We start from the raw sequence: 13,530 nt of genomic DNA, 5'->3' as shown, positions 1-13,530 counted from the left end.
GTCATCGACCGGGGGATGTCATGGCCCGCCTCTTGACCTGGGTCGTCAACAATCTCGACGCCTTCATCGGGCTGCTCCTGGCCTTGACCGTCGCCATCCTCGGGCTGACCAGCACCGTCAGCCAGGAGGTGGTCAACAGCGCCATCCTGCTGATCCTCGCCCTGCTCGCCCAGGCCATGCTGCGGGACCGGCTGCGCCGGGAGACCGCCGAGCACCAGGTGCGGCACGTGCTCAACGACACCCGCGACCGGCTCACCGAGCTGGTGCCGCAGATGCGGGAGATCACCGGCCCGGAGGGCGCGCTGAACCGGGCCCGGGAGGCCATCGACAGCGTCTCCATGGTCCGGGTGCTCAACGGCACCGAGGTCGGGCAGGCCCTGGCCGAGGCCCGCCGGCACACCGACCGCTGGGACTTCAAGGGCGGCACCGGCACCTACACCCGGGCGGTCACCCTGCCCGAGTGCCTCGACCACGCCCGCCGGCGCAACGCCACCCTGCACTTCTCGATCGAGATCATCGACCCGACCGACGAGGGCGTCTGCGAGCGGTACGCGCGCTTCCGGCGCAGCCTGGCCCCGAACGCGCCGGGGGAGCGGTGGACCGTGGACCGCACCCGCAAGGAGTCCTTCGCCACCGTGCTGGCCGCCTGCTGGCACCTGCAGCGCTCCGGGCTGCTCACCATCGACGTGCGACTCTCCCCACGGATGAGCACCTTCCGCTACGACCTCTCGTCGAGCTGCGTCATCATCACGCAGGAGAATCCGCAAACCCCGGCGCTGCGCATCGACCGCAAGGAGCTCTACTACAACCGCTACAACATCGAGCTGCAGTACAGCCGCGAGCAGAGCCGGCGGGTGCCGATCGAGGCCGCCGGGCAGGTGAAGCTCGACGACGAGCCGTCCGTGGAACAGGTCCGCCGGCTGTTCACCGCGCTCGGCCTGCCGCTGCCCCGCTCGTTCGGCGACCGCGAGGTCGCCGACATCGTGGGCAAGGCCATCCAGGCGAGGGACCCGTACGCATGATGACCTACACCGATCTGGAACGGGAGATCGACCGGGGCACCCGGCCGGAGCTGCTGCGCCGCTGGGTGCTGAACGTCCTCGACGACGTGGCGGAGGGCCGCCGGCCGCTGCGCGCGGTCCGCCACCCGCTCGGCTTCACCTGCCTGCCGGTCGACCGCACCGGCCCCGACGGGATCTGCGTGCACGCCTGGCCGGCCGAGCCGCCACTGGTCCAGCCGACCACCTCCGCCATGCACTCGCACAGCTGGGACCTGCTCAGTCACGTGCTGCACGGCCGGGTGCGCAACGAGCTGATCGAGGTGACCGACGCGCCCGCCGAGCCGATCTGGCGGGTGTACGAGGTGCGCAGCCGCGAGGACATCGACGAGATGGCCCCGACCGACCGGCTGGTGACCGCGGTGACCGCCACCGTGGAGACGCACCAGGCCGGCGACTCGTACGCGCTGCGCGCCGGCGGGTTCCACACCTCCGAGGTGGACACCGGGGAGCCGGCGGTGACGGTGGCGCTGGGGCGTACCACCCCCGGCGGCTGCGACCTGAGCCTCGGCGCGGTGGACGGGCGCAGCCACCGGGTGCGCCGGGACCGATGCGACACGGTGGAGACCGCGCGGATGGCGCGGGAGATCGCGCGACTGGTGGCACGGGGCTGACACGGCTGGAGGAGCCATGGACGTGAAGCCGCTCGGAACCGGGCCGGACCTGCGCGAGGCGCACCGGTTCGCGGTCGACGCCGCACGCGCCGCCGGAAAGCTGCTGCGCGCGGGGATGAGGGGCGAGGTGCACGCCCGGGCCAAGAGCGCCTCCGGCGACCTGGTCACCGACCTGGACCTGGCCGCCGAGCGGCTGATCGTCGACCGGATCCGGGCCCGCTGGCCGGAGCACGGCGTGATCGCCGAGGAGGGCGGCGAGTACGCCGCCGACGACGCCTGGGCGTGGCTGGTCGACCCGCTCGACGGCACCAACAACGTGGCCATCGGACTGCCCGCGTACGTGGTCGGCATCGCGCTCTGCGAGCGCGGGTCGCCGGTGCTCGGGGTGGTCCACGACCCGGTCGCCGGCCGCACCTGGTCGGCGGTGCGCGGGCAGGGCGCGTTCGTGCACGCGGCCGGGCCGTCCGGCCGGCCGCTGCGGGCGCCGCGCCGGCCGGTGCCGTCCGCGCCGGTGCTGGCCTGGACCCAGGGTCACGAGGTACGCCGGGACGACAGCACCGCCCGGGCGTTGAAGGTGGTGCTGGACTCCACCGCCCGGCGGGTGCTGCAACTGTGGGCGCCGCTGCTCTCCTGGGTGATGCTGGCCCGCGGCGACATCGACGGCATCGTCGGCTACCGTCCCGAGGCGGTCGACCTGCCCGCCGGGATGCTCCTGGCCGCCGAGGCCGGCATGGTCGTCCGGGCCCTCGACGGCGGCTGCTTCGACGACCGGTACGGCTGCCCGGCCGAGCGGCGCAGCTTCGTCGCCGGCCCGCCGGAGAGCATCGACCGACTGGTCAAGCTGGTCACCGCGGCCCAGTGGATCGAGCCGCAGGTCCGCCACCTCACCCCGATCTCGCTCACCACCGTCGGCTGGTGAACCCCGCTCAGGTCGTCCGGTCGGCGAACCGCTGCCCGCCGTCAAGGGCCCTCGGACCGGCGGATCGACCGGTACGCGCGGCCTTTACCGCGAGGGCGAAGCCTTCGACGTTGTCGATCATGATGTTGTGGCCGCAGTTGGGAATCGCCACCACCTCGACACCCGAGGCCGCGAGCCGGTCTGCGTCGAAGCGCGGCCCGTCAGCCGCCGGGTACAGGAGCGTGCGCGGGATGGTCAGCTTGTCCAGGTGCTCGCGCACCATGGGCATGGTGCCACGCAACAGGTTCATGGCACTGCGGTAGAGCGCCTGTGGCCCGGCCAGTCGCATCGTGGCCGCCCACTCCGGCCCGACGAACTCCAGCGTCTCGCCCCAGCCGTGGTCGAGGAACTCCTCCTCGGTGTGATAGACGCCGATGCCGGAACTGCCCGGTCGCTTCGTGCTCGGCAGCGGGTGCACCGGATCGAGGGCGGGGTCGACGAGCACAAGCCGGCTTACCAGCTGGGGGTGGCGTGCGGCGAGGATGACCGCGACCGCGCCGCCCATGCTGTGCGCGACCACGTCGGCGTCGCTCACCGCGGCCTGATCCAGCGCACGGGCCAAGACGTCCGCGTGCATTTCCAGGGTGTACGGCGCATCGGCAGGCCGGTCGCTGATGCCGAAGCCCAGCATGTCGATGAGGAGCGAGCGGTGGCCGGAAAGGGCTGGATGCGCGACCGCCTCGGCGTAGTACGGCGCCGAGCTGGCTCCCAGGCCGTGGATGTAGACGCGGGCGGGCTGGGCGCCGGGGATCTCCACCCAGCGAATGCGGGAGCCGTCAGGAGCTACTTGAGCGCTATGCATAGCGCAGAAGATATCTCGTGACCGAGGTATCCTGGCAACGGGGTATGATCTAGATCATGCTGGAACTGGCGATCCTCGGTTTCCTCTACGACGAGCGGCTCCACGGGTACGACCTCCGCAAACGCATCGCCGCCCTGACTGGACACGTGCGCCCCATCGCCGACGGCACGCTCTACCCCCTGCTCAAGCGCATGGAAGCCGCCGGGCTGCTCACCCGGGAACTCCAACCCGGCCAGGTTGCCGCACCCCGGCACATGCTGTCGCTGACCGCCGAAGGCAGAAAAGCGCTGCTCGACCGGCTCCGTGAACCCGACGAGCTGTTCATCACCGACGAAAACAGGTGGTTCACCCTGCTGGCCTTCCTGCGCCACCTCGATGACCCGGCGGCACAGGCCGCCGTGTTGCAGCGTCGGCTTGACTTCCTCACGCAGCCAGCCAGCTTCTTCTGGGACGGCGAACGGCCACTGCGCGCCGCCGACTTCGACGACCCCTTCCGACAAGGGCTGTTCACGATCGCCACCGCTACGACGCGTACCGAGCTGAAGTGGCTTCGCGAGACACTGGCGACCCTGAACCAGGTCTCATGACGCACACCCGACGATTGGCGGCCGTGCCGACGCCGTGATCACCGCGCGCCGGGCCTGGACGGACAGCTCCGAGCGCCTGCTCATCCTGACCCCGGGCTTATTGATCATGATGCGGCTAAGCAGAGCCGCCACGCGTTGAGCGACGCCGGCGTGGTGGAACCGTGGAACGCCTCAGGGGAACGTCACCTCGATGTCCAGGTCGCCCTTCGGTCGGGATCGCGCGGTCAGGGTGGCGCCGTGCGCGTCCGCGATGGCGCGGACGATCGCCAGCCCGAGGCCGTACCCGGCGGTGTGCCGGATCCGCTCGCCGCCCAGCTGCTGGAACGGCTGGAAGATGCTCGTCGGCACGTTCGTGGGGCTGGTCGTGGTGGTCGTCGTCGGCGCCATGTTCATCACCGCGGAGTACCGGCGCGGGCTCATCCGGACCACCCTGACCGCCAGCCCCCAGCGCATCCGGGTGCTCGCCGCGAAGGCCGTCGTCGTCGGCGCCGTCACCTTCGTGACCGGGCTGCTCGCCGCCGCCGTCGTGGTCGCCTTCGGCCAGCGGGTGCTGCGCGGCAACGGCGTCTACGTCCACCCGGCGTCGACGCCGACCGAGCTGCGGGTGATCGTCGGGACCGGCGCGCTGCTCGCCGTCGCCGCGGTCCTGGCACTCGGCCTGGGCGCGCTGCTGCGGCGCAGCGTCACCGCGGTGACCACCGCCGTCGTCGTGATCGTCCTGCCGTACCTCCTCGCCATGACCGTACTGCCGGCCGGGGCGCTCGGTCGGCTGACGGACGCCGTGCACGCCGCGCTCGCGTGAGGCGCCCAGCCGCTGGCGTCGCCGGGTGAACGCAGTCGTCGGCGGCTTCGCCGCCCTTGTCGCGGTCATCGCCTTCGGCTGGGTCGTCGGCCGGACGGGCACGCAGGTCGGACGCCTGATCCACCTTGTCGGCCAGATGGGGAGTCGTCTCCAGCGGCGTCGGCGCCGCCAGGTCAGTCCCGCTGCTCCGAGCCGTCGCTCGCCATTGGAGTCCGCTGCTGCGACAGGCGGGCCGTGTTCACCGCGAACGGATGGCGTAGCCGCCGCATCGCCTCCTCGCTGCCGTCGAAAGTCACGTCCGGGCCGTCGAGCCCGTCGACGGTCGGCATGGCGAGAAACAACGTCGGTCGATCAGTGTCGTGTGATGTCACGCAGCATTCCTATTTTCAGAGGGACACATGGGGTCGCGGGCGGTTCTCGCCGCGCAGTTTCGTGTTCGTGGCGAGCCGGCGCTCGCACTGCCACCCGATGGTGGTCTCTCGATCGCGGGCGACCGCCCGGCGACACCGGCACACCGCACCATACCCGGCGTCGCCGTCCGTCATGCGCCGCCGTCGCAGCGGAGCCGCTGCGGCCGACTACTGCTGAAGCTCGACCGTCCGGCGGCGGTGGGCGAGGCGACGCGGTCTCCGCGGTCACCGGCGGCGGGCCACTATCTGCATGGCTGACTCTTGGCATCGTCCTTTCGGCTAGGTTATCTGAGCCTGTTGGTCTACTGTCTGCTCAGACGGTTGGCGCCGCAGAGGCGGAGCGCGGCCGGTGCGATGCGGAGGAAGCAGCATGATCACCACGACCACCGACCGGCCCGTTGAGCCGAAGACCCGCGCTGACCACGCCTCCGTCGACTCGCCCGCCACCCAGCTGCTCCTCGCGATGGCCGCGCTGCCCGCCGGCCACCCGTCCCGCGCGGCGATGCGTGACCGAGCGATCGAGGCCTGGCTGCCGCTGGCCAACCACCTCGCCCGGCGTTACAGCGGTCGTGGCGAGCCGACCGGAGACCTGACGCAGACCGCGGCCGTGGGGCTGATCAAGGCGATCGACAAGTTCGACCCGTCACGTGGCGTCGACTTCGCCGGTTACGCGATCCCCACCATCGTGGGGGAGCTGAAGCGGCACTTCCGGGACCGCACCTGGGACATCCGGGTGCCCCGCCGCCTGCAGGAGCTGCGGCTGGCCATCTCCGACGCCAACAGCACTCTGCTGCAGACGTTGGGTCGCTCCCCGACGGTGGCCGACATCGCCGCGCACCTCAAGCTGACAGAGGAAGAGGTCCTGGAGGGCCTGGAGGGCGCCCGCGCGTACAACGCGGTGTCGCTGTCCACCCCGATCGGCAGCGGTGAGCGGGCTACCGAGCTGGGCGAGATGCTCGGCGGCGAGGACGGCGAGTTCGCCCTCGCCGAGCTGCGTGTCGCCCTCGGCCCGGCGCTGGCCACCCTTGACGAGCGTGAGCAGAAGATCCTGACCCTGCGCTTCTACGGAAACCTGACGCAGAGCGAAATCGCCGTAAAAATCGGCGTATCGCAGATGCATGTCTCCCGGCTGTTGGCCCGCGCACTGGCCAAGCTCCGGACGCAGTTGGTCGACACCTACTGAGCAGCGCCATCCTCCCGGCAGGCGCCGAAAAGACCCGAGGGCCGCGGCCGCCGCATTGAAGGCGAGGGTGGTGGCGACGGCCGGCGCCCGGCAGACGAACAGTCCCATCGCGCGCAGGTCGGACACCCCCCGTGCGGGTCGGCACGGTGCGGGCGGGCGGGAACGGGCATCGACCATCCTGCCGGCTGGGGCGGCACCCGGCGACAGGCCGGTGCCGGCACACCGGTCACCTGAGAGCCACCCTGACCGGGTGACCGTCGGCTGACCGGATGGTGACGGTGACCTGGTTGCCGTCGACCGTCACGTGTCCGCCCTCGGCCGACACCTCTCGGTCGGTGGAGAACACGGCGACGTCCTCGGCCTGGGTGGGCAGCAGCAGCACCTCGTCCTCCGACCGGGACACCAGCTCGCAGCTCGTCTCCACCAGCGTGGTGGCCCCCACCCGCACACCGGCGGGGAGCATCAGTCCGGCCCGCGCCGGAATCCGCAGCCGTCGTCCCGACAGGACGGGTCGGTCCCGGTGGCGCAGAGTGAACTCGACGGCCGACGGGGCGACGTTGAGCAGGTGCAGCAGGCGTTGACCGGCGCGGTCGACGGTGGAGGTGAGCACCAGGCCGGGCTCGTCGGCGTCGTGCCGCAGGCGGGGCCGTACGCCCAGCCGTTCCAGGGCCGCCCGCCAGAAGTCGAGGTGGCAGGGGTGGTCCGCCGCGATGATCAGGGCCCTACCGGCGCCGACGGTGACCTCCATCGCGCACGGGCGGCCGGAGCCGACCTCGACGAGTACCGGCTCACCGGCGCCGGCGAGCAGTTGGGCGTAGCCGACGCGAACCTCCGCCGGCCCGGCTGCCCAGTCCCGCCCGACCACCGACGGAAAGTAGTGCGGCCCGCCCTCCATCCACCCGTCAGCGGTCACGCCGAGCGCGTCGGCGAGCAGCGTGCAGGGAGTGCCGTCGTGACCACGCTCCGGCAGCGGTCCGTGCAGGAGCAGCCGCCCACCGGCCCGGAGGTGGTCCACGAGCCGCCGCTGCACGTCCGCGCCGAGCGTGGGCGCGGTGGCCAGGGCGATCACCCGCGGGCTGTCGGCCGGTGGCGGCGCCTGCAGGTTGACCGCGGGGAAGGAGAACCCGCCCAGCAGCAGGGCCCGGGCCAGCACGTCCCGCGAGCCCATACCCCGGAACCGCTCCAGCTCGCCCACCTGATCGGTCCGGGCGGTCGAGCCAGGATGGCGGTACTCGGTGAGGTAGTGGTCGGGTACGAAGCCCAACGCCAGCCCGTCGTGCTCCTCGTCGCCGTCGGCCAGCAGGTCGGCCACCCCGCGGACGGTGTGCAGCGCGCGTCGCGCGGCGTCGTACGTGGGGTTGAGCCGTCCTTCCGGGTCGACCGGGGCGGCGAAGCCGTGCCGCTCACCGGTGAAGGCGAGACGGTCGTTGCCGTCGCCGACCGGCTCGGCCAGCGGTGGATTGTGGCCGCCGGCGAACAGGTAGAGGTTGAGCAGCCGGTTGCCCTGGGCCACGCAGAGCCGGGTCTTCAGCTCGATCGCCTCGGGTGGGTGGCGGACGGACAGGTCCTCGCCGTAGTCGCCGTTGCCGGCCTCGAACTCCAGGCAGGTCAGCGGCTGGTCGGGTCCGTGCGTCGCGGCCAGGAAGGCGTTGGAGATGTACAGGTCGGCGACGTTGGTGACGGTCAGGTCGCCGAGGTAGTAGTCCGAGCCGGAGGTCAGCTGGGGCTGGCCGCGGTAGGCCTCGAAGAGCTGGCTGATCCCGATGGGGAAGGTACGCCCCCGTCCGCCGCTGGTGCCGTGCACGTTCACCAGCAACGGCACCCCACGGACGCCGTGCCGTTCGGCGCTGTCGCGTAGCGCGGCCACGTAGCGGCGGTAGCGGTCCCGCATGTAGCGGCCCAGGTCGTCGTGGAGCGTGAGGGACTCCCGTTCCGCCGGGGTGCGCAGGGCGGTCGCCCAGGCCCGCGGGTCGGTGGGGTCGGCGCCGATCCGGGCGGCCGCGCCTTCCTTGCCGTACCGGTCGACCGCCCAGCGGGCCAGGTCGGCGCAGAGCCCGGCGGTGAGGTCGGGGGAGTTGGTCACCCAGGACAGCATCCCGATCTCGTTGTCCAGTTGCACCGCCACCACCGGCCCGCCGCGCCCCGCGAGCCGGTCGGCGATCATCGGCATCACCTGGGCGTACCAGGCGGCGGCGGCGGCGAGGAACTCCGGCGCGAGATAGTCGATCGTGCGGGTGCTGATCGGCGCGCCGTCCCAGGTGGTGGGGAGCAGGTGCCGGTGTTCCTCGTACACCCGGTACGGGATGCCCTCGTTCTTGACCTCGGCCATGATGAACGGCCCGGGTCGGACCACCGCCCGTAGCCCGCGCTGGTGGGCGAGGTCCAGGAAGCCGGCCAGGTCGCGTTGTTCGTGTGTTCGTCCGGTCAGGTCGACGGAGCCGTCGGGCAGTTCGTGCCACAGCCACGGCACGTACGTCGCGACGGTGTCCCCGCCGCACTCCCGCAGCCGGTCGAGCCGGTCGGCCCAGTCGGTGCGAGCCAGCCGGAAGTAGTGCACCTCCCCGCAGAGCAGCAGGTGCGGTCGGCCGTCGATGACGATCCTGCGGTCCTCGAGTAGCACCGTGGACATGTGGGGCAGCGCTCCCCTCACCGGAGATTGTGGACCCGACCCTTGTGAACTTCGACGCGTCTGCATATGGTCGCCTGAAACCGGTTTCTGTTAACCGCACGTTACGGATCGAGGGAGTCATGGGCAACAGTCGGCTCACCGTCCGCGAGATCGCCCGACTGGCCGGTGTCTCGGTCGCGACCGTCTCGCGGGTCTCCAACGGCACCGGTCAGGTGTCCGAGGAGATGCGCCGTCGGGTGCTCGAGGCGATCGAGAAGCACGGCTACCGCCCCGACCACCTCGGTCGCGCGCTCGCCGCCGGTCGGCACGGCGCGCTGGGCCTGGTCTTCCCGGGCCTGTCCGGTCCGTACTTCACCGAGTTGATCCAGGGCTTCGAGTCCGAGGCCGTTCCGTCGCGGGCCAGCGTGCACATCCTCTGCACACATCTGCGTTCGGACTCCGACGCGCAGGCGCTGGAGATGGCCCGGCGGGTGGACGGGCTGGCGGTCATCGGCGGCACCATCTCCGAACCGACCCTGCTCCGGCTGGCAGAGATGGTGCCGGTCGTGGTCGTCGCGGGCGAGGGTCCCGGCGCCGTGCCCTCGGTACGGGCCGAGAACGCCGCCAGCATGGCCGAGCTGACCCGGCACCTGCTACTCGATCATCAACTGACCGACCTGGTGTTCGTGGGCAACCCCGAGGGGTCGCCCGACGTCAGCGAGCGCTGGGCCGGATTCCTCGCCGCCCACCGGGCGGCGGGGGTCACCCCGCCGGCCTCGCCGGTCGCGGTGAGCATGCAGCAGGCCGACGGAGTCCTCGCCGCCGAACAGCTGCTGCGCCCCGACAGCCGACCCGCCGGCGTGGTCTGCGCCAACGACGAGACCGCCCTCGGTGTCCTCGTCGGAGCACTCGGTCGGGGCCTGCGGGTGCCGCAGGACGTCGTCATCACCGGCTTCGACGACGCCCCGATCGCCGCCCTGGTCAACCCGGCGCTGACCACCATCCGCCAGCCGGTCCGGGAGCTGGCGGCCGAGGCGGCCCGGCTGATCCTCACCGCGGTGAACGAGCCGGAGCGCGTCCCCTGCGGCGACATCGTGCTGCCCACGGAACTCGTCCTGCGCCGCAGCTGCGGCTGTCCGGCGAACCCCGTGACCGGAGGTACCGGCACATGAGGAGAGCCCCTGTTCGTCCGCCGGACGACATACCTGTTCGAGCAGTTGAGCCGCATCGGTCGATCCACTGTAAGCGCTTTCGGTAGGTGTAACCGCTTTTCATCCCGCTTTGGGGGCCATGGTGAACCCGCAGGATCGACGGCAGGTGACGATCTACGAGGTCGCGCAGCGGGTGGGCGTCTCGATCGCCACTGTGTCCCGAGCCCTGCGGAGTGGCGGGCAGGTAGCCGGGGAGACCCGTCGGCGGGTCCTCGAGGTGGTGGAGGAGCTGCAGTTCCGGCCCAGTCGCCTGGGGCAGTCGCTGGCCGAGGGCCGGCACGCGGCCAACGGCATCGTCTTTCCGGACCTCTCCGGCCCGTACTACGCCGAGGTGATCCTCGGGTACGAAGAAGTCGCCGCCGAAGTCGGCAGCAGCGTCCTGATCCTGGCCACGCACGGTCGGACGGATCCGGGCCGAAAGGTGCTTGACCTGGCCCGTCGCGTCGACGGCATGGCGATCATGGGCCGGACCGTGTCCGACGGCGTGGTCGCCCAGGTCGCCGCGACCGGCATGCCCACCGTCCTGCTGGCCCGGCTCCCGGTCGGCGAGCTGGACACCGTCACGACGGACAGCGAGGCCAGCGCACGCGAGCTGGTCGCCCATCTGGTCGCGCACGGCTACCGGCGATTCGCCTACCTGGGCGACCCCGACGAGTCGTCCGACGTGACCGCCCGCTACGACGCCTTTCGTTCGGCGCTCGTCGACCGCGGAATCCGGCCTCCGCGTGCGCCGCTGCGCTGCGCCTTCGACGTACCAGCGGGGCAGGAAGCGGCGCGGCGAGCGCTCGCGGGATCGCCCCCTCCCCAGGCGTTGGTCTGTGCGAACGACGAGGTCGCGCTAGGGGCGCTGGCGGCGGCGAAACAGCTGGGCCGGTCCGTTCCCGATGACGTCGCGATCGTCGGCTGGGACGACGTGATGGCCGCCCGGTACGCGGGGCTCACCACGGTGCGCCAGCCGATGCGCGAGTTGGGCGCGACGGCGGCCCGGTGGCTGCAGGACCGGGTGGCGAGCAGTCGTCTCCCGGTACGGCGAGAGGTGCTGAGAACGCAGCTCGTCATCCGCACGAGCTGCGGACAACATCCGAACGAAATGGAGGTTCCGTGATGAGAACAGGGACCCGTAGAGGCGTCGCCGTGGCCCTCGCGGCGGTACTCGCGCTGAGCGGCTGCGGCCGCGACGGCGGCGGAGGCAACCAGGGGGCCGCCAAGCCCGTCGGCGAGGGCAAGGCGAAGGGCGACATCACGGTCTGGGCGATGGGTACCGAGGGCGAGAAGCTCTCGGTGATCGCCGATGACTTCATGAAGGAGAATCCGGACGCGAAGGTCACGGTGACCGCCGTCCCCTGGGACGGGGCACACGACAAGCTCGCCACCGCCATCGCCGGTAAGCAGACGCCCGACGTCAGCCTCATCGGCACCACGTGGATGGGCGAGTTCGCCAAGACCGGCGGGCTCGACGTGACCCCGTCCGATCTGATCAAGAAGGACGACTTCTACGAGGGTGCGTGGAACACCACGGTCGTGGACGGCACCTCCTACGGAGTGCCGTGGTACGTGGAGACGCGGCTGCTCTATGTGAACAAGGCGGTCGCCACCAAGGCCGGGGTCACCACCCCACCGAAGGACTGGGACGAGTTCAAGTCAGCGATCAAGGCGCTCAAGGACAAGGGTGGCGCCAAGTGGGGCGTCAACCTCCAGCCCGGCCAGACCGGTTCCTGGCAGACCGTCATGCCGTTCGTCTGGCAGAACGGCGGCGACGTGGCCAAGGACGGGAAGTTCACCCTCGACAGCCCGGAGGCGGTCGAGGCCTTCGCTTTCTACAAGTCCTTCTTCGACGAGGGTCTCGCACCCAAGGACCTGCCGCAGGGCGCCCTTGAGCCGGCGTTCGTCAAGGGCCAGATCGGCGCGTTCGTCTCCGGTCCCTGGCACATCGGCGTACTGAAGGACCAGGGCGGCGCCGGCAAGTACGACCTGTGGCCGATGCCCACCAAGCAGTCGGGCACGTCGTTCGTCGGCGGTGGAGATCTGGCGGTGTTCAAGGACGCGAAGAACCGCGACGGCGGCTGGAAGTTCGTCTCCTACCTCTCCCGCCCCGAGGTGCAGGCCAAGTGGTACAAGACGGTCAACGACCTGCCCGCGGCCAAGAAGGGCTGGGACGACCCGGCGCTGAGCGGCGACCCCCAGCTGTCGGCGTTCGGCAAGCAACTCGAGGACGCCAAGTCGCCGCCCACCATCGCCACCTGGGAGCAGGTGGCCGCGGCGATCGACGGCGAGGTCGAGAAGATGTGCAAGACGGGACTGAAGGCGGAGGACGCCGCCAAGGCGATGCAGCAGCAGGCCACCTCGATCGGCACCGGGACCTGACATGACCGCGGTCGCGTCCGACGCGTCCAACCGACGGGGGCGCAGCGGCCTGCGCCTCCGTCGGGCCGCGGTCGGCTGGGGCTTCGCCCTTCCCTTCACCGTGCTGTTCGTGGTCTTCATGGCCGGGCCCGTGCTCGCCTCGCTGCTGATGAGCTTCACCGACATCCGCAGCGCCGACCTGCGCAACCCGCTCGGCGTCAACGTCGTCGGGATGCACAACTACAGCCGGCTGCTGCACGACGAGCTGTTCGTCAAGGCCGCGGTGAACACCGCCATCTTCGTGTTCGCCGGCGTGCCGCTGACGATGGTGGCCGGACTGGCGGCGGCGCTCGGGCTGAATTCGGGCCTGACCCGGTTCCGGTCCCTGTTCCGCGTCGGCTACTACCTGCCCGTCGTGACCAGCATCGTGGCGATCTCCGTGGTCTGGCGATTCCTGCTCCAACCGGACTCCGGTCTGCTCAACAGCCTGCTGGGACTCGTCGGAGTGGACGGGCCGAACTGGCTCTTCGACACGCGGTTCGCCCTGCCGTCGCTGATCGTGATGGCTGCCTGGCGCAACCTCGGCTACCAGATGGTGATCTTCCTTGCCGGTCTGCAGGCCATCCCGCAGGAACTGTACGAGGCGGCGCGCATCGACGGGGCGACCACCTGGCAACAGCTGCGGTACGTGACGCTGCCCGCGCTGCGCCCGACCCTGCTCTTCGTCGGGGTCATCGCCACCATCGGTTACCTGCAGTTCTTCGAGGAGCCGCTGGTGATGACCCAGGGCGGCCCGCTCAACTCGACGTTGTCGGTCTCGTACCACATCTACAACCAGTTCGGCTTCGGCAACTACGGCTACGCCGCGGCGATGAGCTATGTGCTGTTCCTGGTGATCGTGCTGATGTCGATCCTGTGGTTCCGGCTGCTGCGTTCCGAAGAGGGTAGGTGATC

Annotated in this window: 14 protein-coding genes; 10 read left to right on the top strand and 4 right to left on the bottom strand. The window is 70.9% G+C overall.

Going from position 1 to position 13,530, the window contains the following annotated elements; genetic code table 11:
- Positions 1-20: 20 nt before the first annotated feature.
- The 3 genes from EV384_RS24525 to EV384_RS24515 are packed head-to-tail and all read left to right on the top strand — an operon-like array spanning position 21 to position 2,591.
- Positions 21-1,022 (top strand): hypothetical protein, encoded by a 1,002-nt coding sequence (locus EV384_RS24525; RefSeq protein WP_130336866.1) that lies wholly within the window; start codon positions 21-23, stop codon positions 1,020-1,022.
- A complete protein-coding gene (locus EV384_RS24520) occupies positions 1,022-1,672 on the top strand; it encodes a hypothetical protein (RefSeq protein ID WP_242624264.1) in 651 nt (216 codons plus the stop codon). Before EV384_RS24525 ends, EV384_RS24520 begins: the two co-directional genes overlap by 1 nt.
- Positions 1,673-1,688: 16 nt before the next feature.
- Complete coding sequence (locus EV384_RS24515; RefSeq protein WP_130336862.1) at positions 1,689-2,591, top strand: inositol monophosphatase family protein; 903 nt, start codon at positions 1,689-1,691, stop codon at positions 2,589-2,591.
- A 7-nt stretch (positions 2,592-2,598) separates the two neighbouring features.
- Here EV384_RS24515 and EV384_RS24510 read toward each other — a convergent pair whose 3' ends face one another.
- Complete coding sequence (locus tag EV384_RS24510; RefSeq protein ID WP_242624263.1) at positions 2,599-3,387, bottom strand: alpha/beta fold hydrolase; 789 nt, start codon at positions 3,385-3,387, stop codon at positions 2,599-2,601.
- 101 nt (positions 3,388-3,488) lie between these two features.
- Here EV384_RS24510 and EV384_RS24505 point away from each other — a divergent pair, with 101 nt between their 5' ends.
- Positions 3,489-4,019, top strand: a complete 531-nt coding sequence (locus EV384_RS24505; RefSeq protein ID WP_130336858.1) for a PadR family transcriptional regulator — start codon at positions 3,489-3,491, stop codon at positions 4,017-4,019.
- A gap of 171 nt (positions 4,020-4,190) precedes the next feature.
- Here EV384_RS24505 and EV384_RS36360 read toward each other — a convergent pair whose 3' ends face one another.
- On the bottom strand, positions 4,191-4,367 hold the full coding sequence (locus EV384_RS36360) for an ATP-binding protein (protein WP_242624262.1): 177 nt from the start codon (positions 4,365-4,367) through the stop codon (positions 4,191-4,193).
- Here EV384_RS36360 and EV384_RS24495 point away from each other — a divergent pair.
- On the top strand, positions 4,354-4,821 hold the full coding sequence (locus tag EV384_RS24495) for an ABC transporter permease subunit (protein ID WP_207232452.1): 468 nt from the start codon (positions 4,354-4,356) through the stop codon (positions 4,819-4,821). The genes EV384_RS36360 and EV384_RS24495 overlap by 14 nt on opposite strands.
- Before the next feature lie 173 nt (positions 4,822-4,994).
- Here the strand turns inward: EV384_RS24495 and EV384_RS35070 are convergent, their stop codons facing one another.
- Positions 4,995-5,192, bottom strand: coding sequence for a hypothetical protein (locus EV384_RS35070; protein ID WP_165440063.1), 198 nt, complete (start codon positions 5,190-5,192; stop codon positions 4,995-4,997).
- 502 nt (positions 5,193-5,694) lie between these two features.
- Here EV384_RS35070 and EV384_RS24485 point away from each other — a divergent pair.
- Complete coding sequence (locus EV384_RS24485; protein ID WP_242624523.1) at positions 5,695-6,414, top strand: SigB/SigF/SigG family RNA polymerase sigma factor; 720 nt, start codon at positions 5,695-5,697, stop codon at positions 6,412-6,414.
- A gap of 226 nt (positions 6,415-6,640) precedes the next feature.
- Here the strand turns inward: EV384_RS24485 and EV384_RS24480 are convergent, their stop codons facing one another.
- Positions 6,641-9,043, bottom strand: coding sequence for a beta-galactosidase (locus EV384_RS24480; protein WP_165440062.1), 2,403 nt, complete (start codon positions 9,041-9,043; stop codon positions 6,641-6,643).
- A gap of 119 nt (positions 9,044-9,162) precedes the next feature.
- Between EV384_RS24480 and EV384_RS24475 the strand changes: the two genes are divergently transcribed.
- The 4 genes from EV384_RS24475 (at position 9,163) to EV384_RS24460 (ending at position 13,528) form a co-directional block, all read left to right on the top strand.
- Positions 9,163-10,194 (top strand): LacI family DNA-binding transcriptional regulator, encoded by a 1,032-nt coding sequence (locus EV384_RS24475; protein WP_130336848.1) that lies wholly within the window; start codon positions 9,163-9,165, stop codon positions 10,192-10,194.
- Positions 10,195-10,339: 145 nt separating this feature from the next.
- Positions 10,340-11,338 carry a LacI family DNA-binding transcriptional regulator gene (locus EV384_RS24470; protein WP_130336846.1) on the top strand — a complete coding sequence of 333 codons (999 nt, stop codon included), beginning with the start codon at positions 10,340-10,342 and terminating at the stop codon, positions 11,336-11,338.
- Positions 11,338-12,597 (top strand): sugar ABC transporter substrate-binding protein, encoded by a 1,260-nt coding sequence (locus EV384_RS24465; RefSeq protein WP_130336844.1) that lies wholly within the window; start codon positions 11,338-11,340, stop codon positions 12,595-12,597. The genes EV384_RS24470 and EV384_RS24465 overlap by 1 nt, the downstream gene beginning before the upstream one ends.
- Position 12,598: 1 nt before the next feature.
- The gene (locus EV384_RS24460) at positions 12,599-13,528 is read left to right on the top strand and encodes a carbohydrate ABC transporter permease (protein WP_130336842.1); all 930 of its coding nucleotides are present in this window, start codon (positions 12,599-12,601) and stop codon (positions 13,526-13,528) included.
- Positions 13,529-13,530 lie beyond the last annotated feature (2 nt).

It is taken from the genome of Micromonospora kangleipakensis, from assembly GCF_004217615.1.
Classification (GTDB): domain Bacteria; phylum Actinomycetota; class Actinomycetes; order Mycobacteriales; family Micromonosporaceae; genus Micromonospora; species Micromonospora kangleipakensis.
The sequence above is the reverse complement of the archived record's forward strand: the minus strand, read 5'-3'. Positions and strand labels throughout refer to the sequence as shown.

Coding starts and splice junctions, on each gene's coding strand:
- EV384_RS24525 (WP_130336866.1), top strand. CDS start 21: ATGGCCCGCCTCTTGACCTGGGTCGTCAACAATCTCGACGCCTTCATC.
- EV384_RS24520 (WP_242624264.1), top strand. CDS start 1,022: ATGACCTACACCGATCTGGAACGGGAGATCGACCGGGGCACCCGGCCG.
- EV384_RS24515 (WP_130336862.1), top strand. CDS start 1,689: ATGGACGTGAAGCCGCTCGGAACCGGGCCGGACCTGCGCGAGGCGCAC.
- EV384_RS24505 (WP_130336858.1), top strand. CDS start 3,489: ATGCTGGAACTGGCGATCCTCGGTTTCCTCTACGACGAGCGGCTCCAC.
- EV384_RS24495 (WP_207232452.1), top strand. CDS start 4,354: ATGCTCGTCGGCACGTTCGTGGGGCTGGTCGTGGTGGTCGTCGTCGGC.
- EV384_RS24485 (WP_242624523.1), top strand. CDS start 5,695: ATGGCCGCGCTGCCCGCCGGCCACCCGTCCCGCGCGGCGATGCGTGAC.
- EV384_RS24480 (WP_165440062.1), bottom strand. CDS start 9,043: ATGTCCACGGTGCTACTCGAGGACCGCAGGATCGTCATCGACGGCCGA.
- EV384_RS24475 (WP_130336848.1), top strand. CDS start 9,163: ATGGGCAACAGTCGGCTCACCGTCCGCGAGATCGCCCGACTGGCCGGT.
- EV384_RS24465 (WP_130336844.1), top strand. CDS start 11,338: ATGAGAACAGGGACCCGTAGAGGCGTCGCCGTGGCCCTCGCGGCGGTA.
- EV384_RS24460 (WP_130336842.1), top strand. CDS start 12,599: ATGACCGCGGTCGCGTCCGACGCGTCCAACCGACGGGGGCGCAGCGGC.